Below are 16203 nucleotides of genomic sequence, written 5' to 3'. Positions count from 1 at the left end.
GTGCGCGCACGGCTGTCGAGAAAGACAGTACAACCGTTATCGGCGGCCTAACCGTTAGACTTTGACATTCCTGAAGAAGAATCCGAAGTGCAGCAGTGCTGTCGCTAGCAGGAGGACCCGGACCGCGTGGCGGTCCGGCTAGTGCCACTGAGTCTTAGCTACAAATTCATGCCGGAGAAGCCGGTGAGATCGGAGAGCCGTTCGATTTGGCCTAGATCGGTGGTGCGCTCGGTGAGTTGCCCGGCGGCGATAAAGCGATCGAATTCAATCGCCACGGCCTTTTCGACGCGGCCCTTGAACCAGGACAGCACAGCCTCGGGCAGCCCGCCGCAGGTGTCGCTCATCAGCGTGACGTTGAGGTCGGCCTGCTCGGTGAGCATGTCGCTCGCGTCGGTGCGGACGGTTCCTTCAAAATCGAAGCGAATCATCCCTTCGATTTCGCTGTTGGCCAGCCGGAAGATGCAGCGGGCGTCGTACAGGAAATAAGTCCGCTCGGGACCGTATTTTTCGAGCGCCGCCACGAGATGTTCGTAGCGGGCACGATACACGGGGGACGCATCAATCGGCGCATCCAATCGTCCGACGGCTCGTAAAGGGAGACAATCGAAAGTTATTTCGACGACAGGTTCCATCTTGAATATGGCCTTCAGCCAAACCCTCGTTACACGGCACGAACCTAGGGCGTTGCCCTAGGCTACGGTGATGAAGGCCTTCGGCCAAAAAATCTGGCCAACGGCCACTCGCATCGTAGCCTGGGGCATCGCCCCAGGAATAGATGTGCCTCAGCACTTTTTGGCTGAAAGCCAAATTCAACCAAATCGATGCAGTGGGGTCAAAATCAGCTTACGGGACGCGATAACCCAACGTCAACCAGCCATTGTCGCAGTCGAGTTGCGTGAGAATTAGCGTGAGCTTTTCCTCGCCCTTTTTGGGAAGTCGCAAGGCTGGCAACGGGATTTCCTTGGGAAAGCCAGCTCCTTCGGCAGCACGCTGGTTGAGGTTCTTCGCGATGTTGTTGCGAATGCCAACCTGTTCGCCGGTGAGCCGTTCGTCCCACCGGGGGTCGAAGCCCGTGGGGAAGACTTCCACGTCGCCTTCGCGTTCGAGTACGACTTCGTTGCCGTCTTGAATGATGCGATAGGTCACGAGAAAGTCCCAGTTCTTGAGCAGCTTCTCATCGTCGATGTTGCCTTGCAACTCGGCCAGCCGCATGCGAATGAACAGCTTTTGATCGGCAAAGCTCACACTCGCCGGGGCTTCGCTATTGAGCAAGAACCGCCAAGGACGGAATTCTGACTTCTCTTCCTTGGGAGGCGCGGGAGGAGCGGGCACGATCACGATTTCCGGCGTGGGCATCTCGTCGTCGTCAGCCGCTTCCCGGGGAGACTTGGTCGACATTTCACGGAGCCACGGTGGGACATTTCCCTCGAGCCGTGGTGCTTCGTCAGGAGTGTCTTGCCGTAATGTTACGCCACCCAGCAATGTCGGAAGGAAATTGTTCACGGCCGTTTGATGAAGTTGGACCGTAAGATCATTTTCCGGCGAACGCTGGGGTGGTTTGGTATCGGTCGCGATCTGGCGATGCGAAGCCAAGATCAATTTCGAGTGAATGCCTTCTTTATCGGAATTCAGATCAATCGTATTAGTGAGCAGAGCCACGCGCTGCAACGGGTAACGGAGCTTCTCTTCATAGCTAACCCGCCCGTTAGAAAGGGCGGTGACCACCTGATCGTCGAAACTCTCAGCGATCTTTCGTTCGGCGTGCCGCGAGGCGATCCGCTCGCTTTGAGACTTGCTTTCGCGAACCTTTTTCCAGGCGATTTTTTCGATAAGCCGCTTGCCGAACTTGCCGCCCGTTTTTTGCACGCCACGAATGTGTGTGCGTGTATGAGCGTCGACCGTGAGACCGACAGTGGTGAATTGTTCATCGCTGATCATCAGCCGCTTGCTGGCCCAGTAATCGGTCGTGCCGCTGGCAAACACGTTAACCGGTTTCTTGTGAGCCACGGTGCGGGAATTGATGACACCCGTGAGGAACATGTCGAGCTTGATTTGATCGGAGGCTTCTTGTGGCTGGAAAGTCACGAGGCCATTGGTAATCGCCGTGCCCCGAATCGTCGCACCGAGAATGCAATCGCGGACCGGGCGGATCTGGCAAACGGGCCCGGCAAGTTCATTGAGCGCATCGGTGGTGACATCGGTGACCACGTTGGGTTGGGAATAGCTTGCTCGGATAACCCCCACTTGATCGGTGGCTTCTCCCAAGTTGTCGATCGTGGCGATCGCCTTGCCGATTTTCAACGTCGTCTCGACCGTTGGTTCTTCGGTATGGCGGCGAAGTTGTTCGTCGAGATTTTTGGCAAACGCCGAGAAGATCGGAGCCGTGTCGCGGCGCGAGGCCAGCGTATGCCAGTATGCCAGATCGCGGTACTTATCGATGGCCTTGGCGGTGCGGGTAAAGACGGGGAGTTCCAAGCCCGGGTGATTCGAGCGGAAACGGCGGAGCACATGGCCTAGATTCTCAAGGCTCGCGCCGTCGACTTTTGCATCGTCGGCGAGTTGCGGTTCCAGCAAATCCCACTTGAGGTAGCGCTTCCAATCCTTTTCCAATTGTGATCCTGGGCCGAGGGCTTTTTCCAAAGCGCGGGCGCTGCCGACAAACTCTTGGCGATAGGGCGCGAAGCGCTCGTCGGAGATCGGTTTGTGGCCGACGGCAGCCGCGGTAAAATCGGCCGGTTTGGCATCCGCCGGGGTGGGAGCCTGCGCTTGGACCGCGCTACTGAATACGAACAGGAAAAAACCGGACAGCGCCAAGCCGTTGACGCGCTGGGAAAAATGGTGCAACACGACGTGATCCTCGTCGGAAAAGTAGGCCGGGTAAGTTAGGACTAAGAAATAAGGCGGGTTGGGATTGCCGGTCTGGCAATATAGCAAACCAGATGCCGCCTCTCCATCTTTCCTAGTCACCAGGCATGCAAGTATAGTGCACCCAGTTTGACTGTCCTACGCCGATTGTCCAGCTCCTGCGGTCTTTTCTTGATTTTTCGCGAAACGAACACGTGGTGTGGCGAAAAGGCAACGCTGGAGGAAGACCCGGACCGCGTTGCGATCCGGCTAGGGGCGAAGAAATTCTGCTAGCGGCCTTCGCGCAACAGATCGAAATATTCTTCGGCGTGTTCGCGGCGCGATTTGGGGAGTTCGTCGATCAACTGGGGATCGGTCGGACTTGTCCCTTCAGCAGCCATCTCGGTTTGCACGGCGGCAGAAACTTTGCCGCGGATGTTGGGGCCATCGGCTTCACCGGCATACACCAAGGGGCCCTGCCCCGTTTCTTGCTTGACGCGCGAATCGCGGAATTTGGCGTCGATGTCGCTGTCGTCGCGTTGTCCCCAGGCGGTGCCCTTACCCATGCCGCTGCCGCCGCCCTTCTTGGCTTGTTTGTTCGAGGCACCCTTGGCGGTTGATTGACACGTTTCGCAACCTTGGCCCGAGCATTCCTGGCAAGCCATCGCTTCTTTGGCGGCTTGCATCTCGGACATGGCCGCGTCGAGCATTTCCCCTTCTTTCATCGCCTGATCGAGCGATTCCATCTGCTGCGACATTTGATCCATGGCCTCGGAGGCCTTTTGCATGTCGCCCTGCTTCATTGCTTGCTGAGCTTCGCCCATTTTCGAGGCGAGCCCTTGCAGCTTGTCCATCTGACTTTGCTGGGCCTGCATCTGATCGAGCTTTTGCTGCATCTCGCCCGCTTTGGCGTGGTTGCCTTGCTCTTGCTGCTTTTGAATTTGCTTCTTGAGCTCATCCATCGATTGATCGCGGGCTTGCTTGGCCTCGGCTAATTTCTCTTGCAACTTCTTGAGTTGTTCCGCGAGTGCCTGCTTTTGCTCTTCGCTGAGCTTGCCAGTTTTCATTTGTTCTTGCAGCGACTTGAGTTCTTCGAGCGCCTTTTGCCAATCCCCTTCTTTCATCGCTTCGGCCATCTTTTCGGCCGGGCCCCGATTGAGCTTGTCGAGATTGGAGAGCTGTTTGCGCATCGAATCCTTGTTGCCGACTTCGCTGCGGCGCTTTTCGAGTTGCTTGGCCAAGTCGTTGAGTTTGACGAGCGATTGCTTTTGATCGGCTGCGGGATTCTTGCGGAGCTTTTCAGTTTCCTTTTCGAGTTGGTCAAACAGTCCGGCTGTTTCTTTGAGACCTTTCGCGGCGGCCTGCTTCTTGCGTTCGACGAGCCGCTTTTTCAGATTCTTGCTGACGTTGTCGCGTTGTTCTTTGGCTTGTGCCACAGCGTTGGGATCGACGCTGCTTTGTGCCGTGGGGTTGCCGACGAAACTCATCAGCACGAACGCGAAAGCAGTTGTCAGCACAGGGAGCCATTTGCGGCGGGGCAGGGTGATGCCAAATCGCGAACCGACTTCCACGCGCTCAATCGCCCGCGCGGCATCGCTCAGCAATGCTTGCCCCGCAGGGGTGGCGGCATCGTCGGGGGAAAGGGCCAAACTGCTGGAAACGCGCTCGCGCAGGTCGAAGCGATTGTCGAGTTCCACGGCGGCATCGAGCGTGCTCAAACCACGAACAAGAGTCCAAACGAGCGCGGTCAGTAATCCGCCAACGACTCCGGTCACGGCGCAGAGGGCCGTCCAATTGCCGGGCAGATTCTCAATCACAAAGAATTTGGGAACCGCGATCGCTACCACCGCCACGGCGAGCGTGACGAACAAGCAGGTAAGCGCTCGATTCAAAAACAACTCAAGCCACAATCTTTGACGGGCGCGGGAAACTTGAGCGAGAATCTGATCCATGGCTGCCTCGGACGCGGAGCAGGAAGTGACGCCCTCATTTTATCGGGTGGGGGGAGCTAAGTCACGCTGGGTAGAGGAGGCCCTAGGAACACTAATTACCGCTAATTCGCGCTAATCAGGATTATTAGTGGTAATTAGCGGCGATTAGTGTTCTCTTAAGTTCCGATTAAAGGCGGCGGTTATATGCGGTAAGATACGTAGAGAGAGAACAAGCTACCGGATCGCGTGGTGAACCGGCTAGGAATACAAATATGACCGAAAAGCATCTGCCCAGCCCTGCGGAACGACCCGACACCGACGTGGTGCTCTACGACGGACATTGCCGATTTTGCCGGCAAGGGGTGCAGAGCCTGCTCTTTTGGGACTGCCAAAAGAAGCTCTCGTATTTGTCACTACACGATCCGGAAGTGAAACGTCGGTGGTCCGACATTTCGCACGACCGACTGATGAAAGAAATGTGCATCATCGACCGCGCTGGCCACCGCTACTGGGGACCGGAAGCGGTTCGCTATCTCACCCGTCGGCTCAGGCGATTGTGGTGGGCCGCGCCATTTGCGTACTTCCCGGGGAGCATGTTGCTCTGGCGACCGCTGTATCGATTGGTGGCGAAAAACCGTTACCGCTTTTTGGGGAAGACCGCCGCTTGCGACGACGGGGGCACGTGCAGTTTGCACCGATGATGCGATCGCCGGAAAAAAGCAATGTAGCTAGCTAGAACCACTCCGATCGACATACTTGGCGGCTCCGGCACGAGGATACTTTCCCACAAGACAATCATAGAATCTGTAACATACGGACCGCCCATTCGAGACTTACTTGGTATCTCGAAAATTGATTTACCGTCGTATACACTTACTGAAATTACGCCGAGATCGTAATCTCGGGTGGCCCATGCCACCCATCGTTTCGACACGCGGCCAGAATCGTCGCGGTCATTATAGGTCAGTCTTAAGCTTGCCCCATTCTCGAATACGAAAAACTCCCCGTAATTTCCATAGCCCGATTTGTAAGCAAGCCGGTCACTTTCTAAGGTAAAATTTAGTACCGAAGATGCTATCGCATACGAATTGCTTCCGTCAAATACGTAGAGTGAGCTACCCCCATTGCTGTAATCAGGCCGAATCCATCCAACGAGTGATTCGGAAACTTGTGGGAAGTAATCTGTTGAGGAATTGTCAGTGAGTTGACGGATACTCTGACCATCGTACAGGAAGATTTCAGCATCGTTTTCTCCTATTCGCCTACCGCTCCAAACGATTCGATGTCCTGAAGAGTGTGAGCCTGATATCGTAGTCGAAGGGTCGATTTGAGCGATTTGTGTCAGAACACCGTTCCTGTACGCGATAATATTGTGGCCCAGGATACTCAGCCGAGTGCTGATTGGTAGTTCTAGTACAGGCCTTTGCTGACCATTTTGTGTTACTTGAATCGTGTGTTCGCCATCGAAGACAAAGCGTTCAAAAATGCCGTTGACGGAGCTAGACCAGAAGACGTTTGGTCCATCGACTTGAGGACCACTGCCACCTAAATCGTCGTTGGAGAGTTGTAGTACTTTTTGACCGTCGTACATCAAAACTTGACTCTTATTGTTGATATGCTCTTGCCAAGCGACTATATTTCCCGCAGTCGTTACATTGAGAATGTAGTTCGACGAGCGGTGAACTATCTGACTGGTAATACCATCGTAAACATGTACGCGTGTAAGATAAGCTGCGGTGGCTTCGGATAACCCACTGAAGAACGTGGCATACAAAAAGAAAATCGCGTTTGCCCAGCCGCAAGACGAAAGTGCTTTTTCATTGCGCATTTGTGCTCCCTGATTCAATTCACGCAGCATCGAAGCACAGCGTTACATATATCATATATTATGAGTCGAACCGAGTTAGTGCCTCTTGTCGACAGCTTACTAACGAAATTTATCCAGGTAAACCTCTTTGTATCACTGAAATCCGTGTTCCTTGGCCGGGAACTCGCCGCTGCGGACTTCGTCGCGGAAGTTTTTCACGGCGTCGGTGACCACCGATTCTAAATTCGCGTATTGCTTCACGAACTTCGGCAGGTAATCAGTTTTTAGGCCGAGAATGTCGTGCAACACGAGCACTTGGCCATCGCAGCCGGGGCCGGCGCCGATGCCGATCGTGGGGATCGTGGTCTTCTCGGTGATGCGAGTCGCCATTTCTGAGGGGATGCATTCCAGCACGATGGCGAACGCCCCCGCTTCGGCTGCCGCGCGGGCATCGTGCAGGAGGGCCGCTTCGTCGCGCTGCACGCGGTAGCCGCCGAGTTGATGTACGCTTTGTGGACGCAGGCCGCAGTGGGCCATCACGGGAATCCCCGCCGACACGAGGGCGTTGATCGTGTCGGCTTGATCGGCGCCCCCCTCGAGCTTCACCGCCTGGCAGCGAGTTTCTTTGAGAATTCGCCCCGCGTTTTCAATCGCCTTGTACGTTCCCAAGTGATAACTGGGGAACGGCATGTCGACCACCAGCAGGGCGTTCTCGACCGCGCGGCCGACCATCTCGGCGTGATAGATCATTTCGTCGAGCGTCACCGGCAACGTACTGTCGTGACCTTGCACGACCATCGACATGCTGTCGCCGACGAGCACGGCTTCGACGCCGGCTTGATCCACGAGCCGCGCGAACGGATAGTCGTAGGCCGTCACCATGGTGATCTTCTGTCCCGTGCCCTTGAGCGAGGCGAACTTGGGGACCGTCATTCGGCTTTTACGGCGTGGCGATTTGTCGTGAGGATTTTCTGTGGCCATAGATGCAGGCTAACTCACACGAGAAGCGGAAGATAGGGGTCGAACAAGCATGGAACCTCTGCGGGGGCGAGACGCCCCGGCTCGCGGCCATTCCCTCACAGGGACGCGATTGCCAGAATAAGGTTCATGTTTGAGACTTTTGAATCGCTAAGCCGGCAAGCGGCTTTGAATAACCATTTGAATGTGGCTGATCGGCTGACGCGGATTGCTGGTGCGATGCCCACGGCGGTGGCGGTCGCTTGTCCTGGGTACGGCGACGTGGCGGGCCAGCACAGCTATGCGACTTGCACATTTGCGGAACTTGAGGCTGATGCCACGGCCCTTGCGCGGGGGCTGATTGATTTGGGCGTGACGCCGGGGATGCGGCTCGTGCTGTTGGTGAAACCGGGGATCGAGTTCGTGAAACTTGTGTTTGCTCTGCTTCGTTCGGGGGCAACCACGGTGCTGATCGATCCGGGGATGGGCAAACAGCATTTGGTGAATTGTCTGTCGGCGGTCGAACCCGCGGGGTTTGTGGCGATCTCACCGGCCCAAGCCGTGCGGACACTTTTGCGGCGGCGATTTCCGCTGGCCAAGCTCAATGTCACGGTGGGGCGGCGTTGGTTTTGGGGTGGGAAGACTTATAAGCAATTGCTCAAAGCGGGGCGAAGTTCGACTACGTCGTTACCAGTCGCGCAAGGCAGCGACACTGCTGCGATTATTTTCACCAGCGGCAGCACTGGTCCGCCCAAGGGAGTGCTCTACACGCACGAGATTTTTGAAACGCAGGTTGCGGAGATCGAACGGGAATACGATCTGCAACCCGGCGGGGCGGATTTGGCGTGCTTCGCGTTGTTTGGGTTGTTCAACTCGGCACTCGGAGTGACAACCGTCTTTCCCAAGATGGATTTCTCGCGGCCTGCGTCGGTGGATCCCAAGAAGCTGCTAGAAACCGCGCACGATTGGCGGGTGACGCAGGCGTTTGCTTCGCCGGCCGTGTGGAACAAGTTGAGCCACTACTGTGAGGTGCAGGGCGAACAGATTCCGACCCTGCGGAAGATTTTCTCCTGTGGCGCGCCGGTGTCAGCGGAAGTTTTGCAACGAACGCTTGCTTGCACGGACGCCTATGCCGAGATGCACACGCCCTACGGGGCGACCGAAAGTTTGCCCGTGGCGACGATTGCTGCGAGCGAAGTTCTCGGCGAAACCGCCAGCGAGACGGCACGCGGGAAAGGGGTTTGTGTTGGGCGGAAGTTTGAAACCGTTGAGTGGAAGATCATTCGGATCACGGATGAGCCGATCCAAAGCATCGCTGACGTTGAAGAACTTCCGGTGGGTCAGATTGGCGAGTTGATTGTGAAGGGGAGACAGGTTTCACCGACGTATGTGACGGGAGATTCTGCGAAACACAATTCACTGGCAAAGATCGTTGACAAGCGAGCCGGCTCGTCCCCGAGCCCGAGTGTATGGCATCGCATGGGCGACGTCGGCTATTTCGACAAGCAGGGCCGCTTCTGGTACTGCGGCCGGAAGAATCATCGTGTCGAGACGGCCAACGGCACGTTGTTTACCGAGTGTGTGGAGGCGATTTTTAATCAGGCAAATTGGGTCGAGCGAACGGCGTTGGTTGGTATTGGGCCGCGTGGATCACAGGTTCCAATTGTCATTTACGAAACAGAGTCAATTACACATATCTATCCAGCCCACGGCGAACCTCTCATGCCTGAGGATGTGTTTCGTGAGATTCCAGGGGAGATGCAAGGGATCGCCGAGAAACATGGATTTACGATCGGTATTTTCTTGCGACACAATCAGTTTCCCGTCGACGTGCGGCACAATTCAAAGATCAATCGTGAGGCATTGGCGGCGTGGGCGGAGATGGAGCTCGTGAAGCGGAAAACATGAAAGCACTGGTCACAGGTGGCGGAGGATTTCTCGGGCGAGCGATCGTCGAGCAACTTCGCGCGCGCGGTGATGAAGTGCGGAGTTTTGGCCGCGGCGCGTATCCAGATCTTGTCGCGCTGGGCGTGGAAGTCATTCGTGGCGATGTGCGTGATGCCGGCGCTGTCAGCAAAGCATGCGAAGGAATGGATTGTGTGTTTCATGTTGCCGCGATCGCGGGGATTGGCGGGCCTTGGAAACGATTTTACGAAGCCAATGTCGTGGGGACGCAAAACGTGTTGGCTGCGTGTCGTGCGCAGGGCGTTCCCAAGCTCGTTTATACCAGCAGCCCTAGCGTCACCTTCGCGGGACGCGATCAATGCGGCATCAATGAACAGCAAGCTGTGCCTGATCTCAATTGGCTCGCCGCGAACAATTGCCACTATTCGCGCAGCAAGGCCGTGGCCGAAGCCGGAGTGCTGGCGGCGAATGGTTCGCAACTGGCGACCTGTGCGTTGCGGCCGCATCTGATTTGGGGGCCACGCGATCAGCATCTCATTCCCCGTTTGATGGCGCGGGCCAAGTCGGGCCGTTTGCGTCGTGTGGGCGACGGCACGAACAAAGTCGACATCATTTATGTCGACAACGCGGCCGCGGCCCATTTGGCGGCGGCGGATGCCTTAACGCAACCAAACTCGCCCGTTGGCGGAAAGGCTTACTTTCTGAGCCAAGGCGAAAGCGTGAATTGCTGGGCGTGGATCGACGAGATTCTGGCGCTGGCGAACTTGCCGCCGGTGAAAAAGTCGATTTCGTTTCGCGCGGCTTTGCGGCTCGGCGGACTCTGCGAGGCGGTTTACGGCTTCGTGCGAACCACGCGCGAGCCCCCGATGTCCCGGTTTTTGGCGTGGCAACTTGCCAGTTCGCATTGGTTCGACATCGGCGCCGCAGAGCGGGATTTTGGCTACGAACCGCGGATTTCCACGGCCGAGGGGATGCAGCGGCTCGCCCAATGGCTCGCCGTTTCAACGACCTAGCCGGTTTTCGCCGGTCGAATTACAATCAGCAGCTTGATTTTGACCCGCTTTTGCCAGTTATAGACCGCCAGACCGAGGACGCCGTGTATCGAACCCATACCTGTGGAGAATTGACCGAACAACATGCGGGCGAAACCGTCACACTTTGTGGCTGGGTCGATAGCTATCGCGATCATGGTGGCGGATTGTTTGTCGACTTGCGCGACCGCTATGGCCTTACGCAGATTGTGTTCAATCCTCCCGACACTTCGGCGGAGGTGATCGAGCAAAGCAAATCGCTCCGCGCGGAATATGTGATCAAGGTGACGGGCATCGTCGCCGCGCGGCCCGAGGGAATGGCGAATCCACGGATGGCAACCGGCAAGATCGAGCTGCGGGCCGTGACGCTCGAGTTATTGAACAAGTCGTTGGTGCCGCCGGTTTCGCCGAGCTCGCTCGAAGCCCCCGGCGAAGATTTGCGGCTCAAGCATCGCTATCTCGATTTGCGTCGCCCGGCGATGCAAAAGATTATGCTGCTGCGTGCCGCGCTCGTTAAGGACATGCGCGATTACTTCGAGGAACACAATTTCATCGACGTCGAAACGCCCGTGCTGGGCCGTAGCACCCCCGAAGGGGCTCGCGATTACTTGGTGCCCAGCCGCGTGCATCGGGGCAAGTTTTATGCGTTGCCGCAGTCGCCGCAGTTGTACAAGCAGATTTTGATGATCGCTGGTTACGATCGTTACGTGCAGGTGGCGCGCTGTTTTCGCGATGAAGATTTACGGGCCGATCGTCAGCCGGAATTCACGCAGCTCGACGTCGAGATGGCTTTTGTCGACGCCGAAGACGTCATCGGCATGATCGACGGTTTGGTGAAGCAACTGGCTAAGTCGCATCTGGGAATTGATCTGCCTACTCCCCTGCCCCGCATGACTTACGACGAGGCGATGGAGCGATTCGGCCATGATGCGCCCGACCTGCGGTTTGGGATGGAGATCATCGACTGTACGGACCTTGCCGCCAAGGCCGAGTTCCGCGTGTTCCAAAGCGTGGCGAGTTCTGGTGGCCGCGTGCGAGCGTTGAACGTGAAAAAGGGGACAGAACAGTATTCCCGCCGTGGTATCGACGGACTCACGGAATATGCCGCCGAGTTTGGCGCGAAGGGGCTTGCCTGGTTCCGCGTGGAAGAAGATGGCACGCTCAATAGCACAATTGCCAAGAATTTTACGCCCGAGCTGCTCAAGGAATTCGGGATTCGCTTGAATGCCGAGCCGGGGGACCTGCTGTTGTTTGTGGCCGACACCTTCGCGGTGACCTGTAAGGCGCTGTATGCGTTGCGCTCGAAGATTGGCCGCGAGATGAAGCTCTACGATCCGGCAACGATGAACTTTTCATGGATCGTTGAATTTCCGATGTTCGAATACGACGACGAAGAGAAGCGTTGGTCGGCGATGCACCATCCGTTCACCGCGCCACGGGACCAGGACCTCGCGATGTTGGAGACCGATCCCGGCAAGTGCCGCGCGAAGGCTTACGACTTGGTCGTGAACGGTTACGAAGCCGGTGGCGGCACGATTCGTATTCACGATGACAAGATTCAAAGCAAAGTGTTTTCGCTGTTGGGTATCGACGAAGCCACGGCCAAGGATCGCTTCGGCTTCTTGCTCGATGCGCTGCAATACGGAGCCCCGCCCCATGGTGGCATTGCTCTGGGAATCGACCGCGTGGTGATGTTGTTTGGTCAGCTCGATAACATCCGCGACTGCATCGCATTCCCCAAGACGCAAAAGGCAAGCGACCTCATGACCGAGGCCCCCGGTGCGGTGGACCTCAAGCAGCTGCGAGAATTGTCAATCAAGCTGGCGGAGTAAACTTTGGATCGGCAATGAGACATTGCTGGTTAACTTAGCGTGGGCGTTTTACTGCGCCGTCGTTTTCCAGTTGTTCTTGCCATTCTTGCACCAGTCGCAGCGCGTCGAGTGGCGTCGTGTTGTTGAGATCCATGCCGCGGATTGTTTCCAGCAGCGGGTGATCCATCGTTTCGAAGAGCGTCATCTGCATGTGATGACCGTTTTTGGAAGGGGGATGGGGGAGGGAGGAAGGTAGAGTTTCGTGTTGGGCTTCGAGTTGTTTGAGAATTTCTTCGGCCCGTTCGTTGACTTCGCGGGGCACACCGGCGAGTTGGGCCACGTGAATGCCGTAACTTTTGTCGGCGGCGCCGGCAATGATTTTGTGCAGGAACACGACCTGTCCCTGCCATTCCTCGACTGCCACGTTGAGATTCGCCACGCCGGGGAGTGACTCTTCTAGGTCGGTCAGCTCGTGATAATGCGTGGCAAATAACGTGCGGCAGCCGATGCGGTCGTGGAGATACTCCACCACCGCCCAAGCAAGCGACAGCCCATCGTAGGTGCTCGTGCCGCGGCCAATTTCGTCGAGGATCACCAAGCTGCGGTTGGTGGCCGTGTTGAGAATCCGCGCGGTCTCAGTCATTTCGACCATGAACGTGCTGCGGCCGCGGGCCAGATCGTCGCTTGCCCCTACGCGAGCAAAAATCCGATCGGCGATGCCAATGGTCGCCTCACGTGCCGGGACGAAACTTCCCACTTGCGCCAGCAGCGTGATCAGCGCCACTTGACGAATGTATGTGCTTTTGCCCGCCATGTTGGGGCCGGTGATGAGGAGTAGCGAGTTCCGAGTTCCGAGTTCCGAGTTCGTAATTCCTTTCTCGTAACTCGCGCCTCGCCCCTCACAACTGATCCCATTTGGCACGAAGGTTCCCTCGGCCTCGGTGATGTCGAGGACAGGATGGCGGCCGTCGATGATGTCCAGCGTTGATTCGTCGGTGATCGTGGGACGCACGTAATTTCGCGCGCGGGCGAGTTCGGCGAGCGACGCAAGAACGTCGAGTTCGGCAAGTGAGTCAGCGGTGCCTTGCAAGCGGCGGGCCGCCGTGGCCACAAGTTCGCGCAGCTCGACGAACAAGTTGTATTCCAAGTCGAGGGCCCGTTCCTCGGCGGTGAGAACCTTCTCTTCGTGCTCTTTGAGATCCGGGGTGATGTAGCGTTCGCAGTTTTTGAGCGTTTGCTTGCGGATGAAATTGTCGGGAATCTTTTCTCGATGCGTGTGCGTGACTTCTAGGTAATAGCCAAAGACTTTGTTGAAGCCGATCTTGATGCTGGGGATGCCGCTCTCGGTGATCGCGCGGGCTTGATACTCGGCCATCCATTTTTTGCCGCCGCGCATCAGATCGCGCTGTTCATCAAGCTCGGCGTGGAAGCCTTCGCGAATGAAGCCCCCTTCGCGGGCGTTGAGCGGGCAATCGTCAGAGAGCGCCGCTTCGAGCCGGCCGCGAATCTCGGGGCACAGATCGATGCGGGCTTCGAGTTGATTGAGCCGCGCGGCGGAACGGCCAGTCAGTTTGGCTTTTACTTTGGGCAGGCATTTCAACGTGCGAGCCAAGAAGCAGAGATCACGGGGAGTGGCTCGCGAGGTCGTCACGCGAGCGAGCAAACGCTGGATGTCGTAGATCGAACGCAATTCGGTGCGGAGGTCGTTGGTGACGGCTGCATGACTGACCAACTCGCCGACGGCATCGAGCCGGGCGTTGATGGAATTCACATCGGTGAGCGGGTTAGCGAACCAATCGCCCAACAGCCGGGCACCCATTGCGGTCACCGTACGATCAACCACGCCCAGCAGCGAACCCTCACGGCGACCGTCGCGCAGGCATTGCGAGATTTCCAAACTGCGGCGGGTGGCTTGATCGATCTCCAGCCGGGTTCCCAGGCGATAAGGGGCGAGGTGATCGATATGCGCGAGCGACGACTTCTGTGTTTCGCACAAATAATCGAGGATCGCACCTGCGGCAGCGAGGGCAGGGCCATCTTCGTCGCCAAAGCCAAACCCTTCGAGCGACTGCGTGCCGAAGTGCTTAGTAAGCGCAGCCTCGGCGGCTTTGTGACCAAAGGTCCAAGGGGGTCGCCGCGTCACGAGCCGCCCTTCGCTCCACAGGGTGGGAAAGGCAGGGGCATCTTCGCTGACCAACAATTCCACGGGGGCCACGCGCGCCAGCTCATCTCCCAGCTTGTCGCCGGGAACAACGGCGGCTTCAAAACGGCCCGTCGAAACATCAATCCAGGCGAGGCCGCATTCGTCACCACGCTGGGCAACGGCCAACAGATAATTGCTTTCCTGGGGATTGAGCAGCACGTCGTCGGTGACCGTGCCGCGACTCACCACGCGGGTGACGGCTCGTTTGACGATTCCCTTGGCATCGCGTGGGTTTTCGATTTGCTCGCAAACGGCGGCCCGCATCCCGGCGGCAATGATCTTGGCGAGATAGCCATCGAGCTGATGGTGGGGAAAGCCCGCCATAGGGGTCGGATTCTCGCTTTTGTCGCGGCTGGTGAGCGAGAGTCCCAAAATCCGCGCAGCGGTCTTGGCATCGTCGAAGAACAGCTCGTAAAAGTCCCCCATCCGAAACAACAGCAGGGCCTCTCCCGCGGCCTGCTTGGCCTCGTGATACTGCTGCATCATGGGGGTGACGGACATGGCATGAAACTCCAGGAACGTGAACGGCGGTTCATGCTACCCAAGAGCGGCGCAGAGTTGCAGGGGCGCGACTCGGAAATTGTCTTGGAGAAAGAATTTCCAGGAGTAAGAGTCGCTGAAATCGGCAGAGTCGCTTGAAAAACTACTGCACCAATTCTTCTTCGGCGTCGTTCGCGCTGAGGTCGAGCTCACCGGAATCTTCCAGGCGGCGGACCACGTCGACGATTTCTTGCTGCTTGGCTTCGACGGCCGAGAGCTTGACCGCACCCAGGAAGCCGAGTTCTTCGCGGAGCATGTCGCCGGCGCGCTGCGACATGTTCTTGAAGATCTTGTCCTTGAGTTCGGAGCTCGCTCCTTTGAGCGCCATGGCCCATTGCGAGCTTTCGACGTTCTTGAGCACGATCTGCATGTCCTTGTCGCTGAACCGGCCGATGTCCTCGAACACGAACATCAAGCGGCGAATGTCTTCGACCAGATCGGGATCTTCCTGTGAAAGATTTTCGAGCAAGGTTCGTTCGGTCGCGCGATCCGACACGTTCAAGATTTCAGCGACGGCGTCGATGCCGCCGGCTTTGTCGAAGCTTTGGCTCATGACGCTCGACATGCGGCGCTCGAGACCTTTTTCCACTTCGTGAATGATATCGGGACTAGTTTGTCCCATCGCGGCGATCCGCTGGATCACCGAGAGTTGCCGATCGGGCGGCAAGCCAGCGAGGATTTGAGCGCTTGTCGGAGGGGCAAGATGCGAAAGCACAAGCGCGATCGTTTGCGGATGCTCGTCGATCACGTAGGTGAGAATGTTTTGACTGTCGACATTACGCAGGAACGCGAACGGCACGGCTTCGATCGATTGGCGGATGTTGTCGAGCGCGGTGCTGGCATTCTTGCCGAGGGCGAGCTGCACGAGCTGTTTGGCGCGTTCCAGGCCTCCTGCATCGAAACCGCTCGAGCCAGGATTCGACTGGGCGAACTGATTGATCGCCAGATCCTGCTCGTCCGCCGAGACACCTTTGAGCCGGGCGATTTCAATCGATACCAGCTCGACCTGCTTGGGATCAAGCCGCGACAACACGTCGACCGCCTGTTCTTCAGGGAGCGAGGCAACCAGAATCGCAGCTTTGCGTAGTTCGGACATAAGAGCTGGTGACGAGGAGACGATCGTGCGCAGCGATAACGGCGCAGCGAGAATGTTAGTCGTAGAATCGGCCCGCAC

The 16203-nt window shown here is 57.2% G+C and carries 11 protein-coding genes; 4 read left to right on the top strand and 7 right to left on the bottom strand.

Annotated features, from left to right (window positions below; genetic code table 11):
• Positions 1 to 158 precede the first annotated feature (158 nt).
• The 3 genes from SH678x_RS18520 to SH678x_RS18510 form a co-directional block, all read right to left on the bottom strand.
• Positions 159 to 632, bottom strand: coding sequence for a hypothetical protein (locus SH678x_RS18520; protein ID WP_496919935.1), 474 nt, complete (start codon positions 630 to 632; stop codon positions 159 to 161).
• Between the two features lie 211 nt (positions 633 to 843).
• A complete protein-coding gene (locus tag SH678x_RS18515; protein WP_496919934.1) occupies positions 844 to 2847 on the bottom strand; it encodes a hypothetical protein in 2004 nt (667 codons plus the stop codon).
• Between the two features lie 287 nt (positions 2848 to 3134).
• A complete protein-coding gene (locus tag SH678x_RS18510) occupies positions 3135 to 4796 on the bottom strand; it encodes a hypothetical protein (RefSeq protein ID WP_496919933.1) in 1662 nt (553 codons plus the stop codon).
• Positions 4797 to 5047: 251 nt separating this feature from the next.
• On the opposite strand from SH678x_RS18510, the gene SH678x_RS18505 reads away from it, so the two are divergent.
• The gene (locus SH678x_RS18505; RefSeq protein WP_496919932.1) at positions 5048 to 5476 is read left to right on the top strand and encodes a thiol-disulfide oxidoreductase DCC family protein; all 429 of its coding nucleotides are present in this window, start codon (positions 5048 to 5050) and stop codon (positions 5474 to 5476) included.
• Here the strand turns inward: SH678x_RS18505 and SH678x_RS18500 are convergent.
• Positions 5413 to 6633 carry a TolB-like translocation protein gene (locus tag SH678x_RS18500; protein ID WP_496919931.1) on the bottom strand — a complete coding sequence of 407 codons (1221 nt, stop codon included), beginning with the start codon at positions 6631 to 6633 and terminating at the stop codon, positions 5413 to 5415. The genes SH678x_RS18505 and SH678x_RS18500 overlap by 64 nt on opposite strands.
• Positions 6634 to 6735: 102 nt before the next feature.
• Positions 6736 to 7563 carry a 3-methyl-2-oxobutanoate hydroxymethyltransferase gene (gene panB, locus SH678x_RS18495; protein WP_496919930.1) on the bottom strand — a complete coding sequence of 276 codons (828 nt, stop codon included), beginning with the start codon at positions 7561 to 7563 and terminating at the stop codon, positions 6736 to 6738.
• A 126-nt stretch (positions 7564 to 7689) separates the two neighbouring features.
• Between panB and SH678x_RS18490 the strand changes: the two genes are divergently transcribed.
• The 3 genes from SH678x_RS18490 (at position 7690) to aspS (ending at position 12307) form a co-directional block, all read left to right on the top strand.
• A complete protein-coding gene (locus SH678x_RS18490) occupies positions 7690 to 9447 on the top strand; it encodes a fatty acid CoA ligase family protein (RefSeq protein WP_496919929.1) in 1758 nt (585 codons plus the stop codon).
• The gene (locus SH678x_RS18485) at positions 9444 to 10457 is read left to right on the top strand and encodes an NAD-dependent epimerase/dehydratase family protein (RefSeq protein ID WP_496919928.1); all 1014 of its coding nucleotides are present in this window, start codon (positions 9444 to 9446) and stop codon (positions 10455 to 10457) included. Before SH678x_RS18490 ends, SH678x_RS18485 begins: the two co-directional genes overlap by 4 nt.
• A gap of 83 nt (positions 10458 to 10540) precedes the next feature.
• The gene (gene aspS / locus SH678x_RS18480) at positions 10541 to 12307 is read left to right on the top strand and encodes an aspartate--tRNA ligase (RefSeq protein ID WP_496923084.1); all 1767 of its coding nucleotides are present in this window, start codon (positions 10541 to 10543) and stop codon (positions 12305 to 12307) included.
• 34 nt (positions 12308 to 12341) lie between these two features.
• Here aspS and mutS read toward each other — a convergent pair whose 3' ends face one another.
• Together mutS and fliG are read right to left on the bottom strand one after the other, a co-directional pair.
• Entirely contained in the window at positions 12342 to 14990 is a 2649-nt protein-coding gene (mutS, locus tag SH678x_RS18475) for a DNA mismatch repair protein MutS (protein WP_496919927.1), read from the bottom strand.
• A gap of 142 nt (positions 14991 to 15132) precedes the next feature.
• On the bottom strand, positions 15133 to 16125 hold the full coding sequence (gene fliG, locus SH678x_RS18470) for a flagellar motor switch protein FliG (RefSeq protein WP_496919926.1): 993 nt from the start codon (positions 16123 to 16125) through the stop codon (positions 15133 to 15135).
• Positions 16126 to 16203 lie beyond the last annotated feature (78 nt).

This window comes from Bythopirellula superficialaquae, assembly GCF_059632245.1.
This window is presented reverse-complemented; position numbering and strand designations above follow the sequence as displayed.

Bases quoted from the DNA above. Each gene is read 5' to 3' on its own strand.
- SH678x_RS18520 (WP_496919935.1), bottom strand. From the start codon at position 632: ATGGAACCTGTCGTCGAAATAACTTTCGATTGTCTCCCTTTACGAGCC.
- SH678x_RS18510 (WP_496919933.1), bottom strand. From the start codon at position 4,796: ATGGATCAGATTCTCGCTCAAGTTTCCCGCGCCCGTCAAAGATTGTGG.
- SH678x_RS18505 (WP_496919932.1), top strand. From the start codon at position 5,048: ATGACCGAAAAGCATCTGCCCAGCCCTGCGGAACGACCCGACACCGAC.
- SH678x_RS18500 (WP_496919931.1), bottom strand. From the start codon at position 6,633: ATGCTGCGTGAATTGAATCAGGGAGCACAAATGCGCAATGAAAAAGCA.
- panB (WP_496919930.1), bottom strand. From the start codon at position 7,563: ATGGCCACAGAAAATCCTCACGACAAATCGCCACGCCGTAAAAGCCGA.
- SH678x_RS18490 (WP_496919929.1), top strand. From the start codon at position 7,690: ATGTTTGAGACTTTTGAATCGCTAAGCCGGCAAGCGGCTTTGAATAAC.
- SH678x_RS18485 (WP_496919928.1), top strand. From the start codon at position 9,444: ATGAAAGCACTGGTCACAGGTGGCGGAGGATTTCTCGGGCGAGCGATC.
- mutS (WP_496919927.1), bottom strand. From the start codon at position 14,990: ATGTCCGTCACCCCCATGATGCAGCAGTATCACGAGGCCAAGCAGGCC.
- fliG (WP_496919926.1), bottom strand. From the start codon at position 16,125: ATGTCCGAACTACGCAAAGCTGCGATTCTGGTTGCCTCGCTCCCTGAA.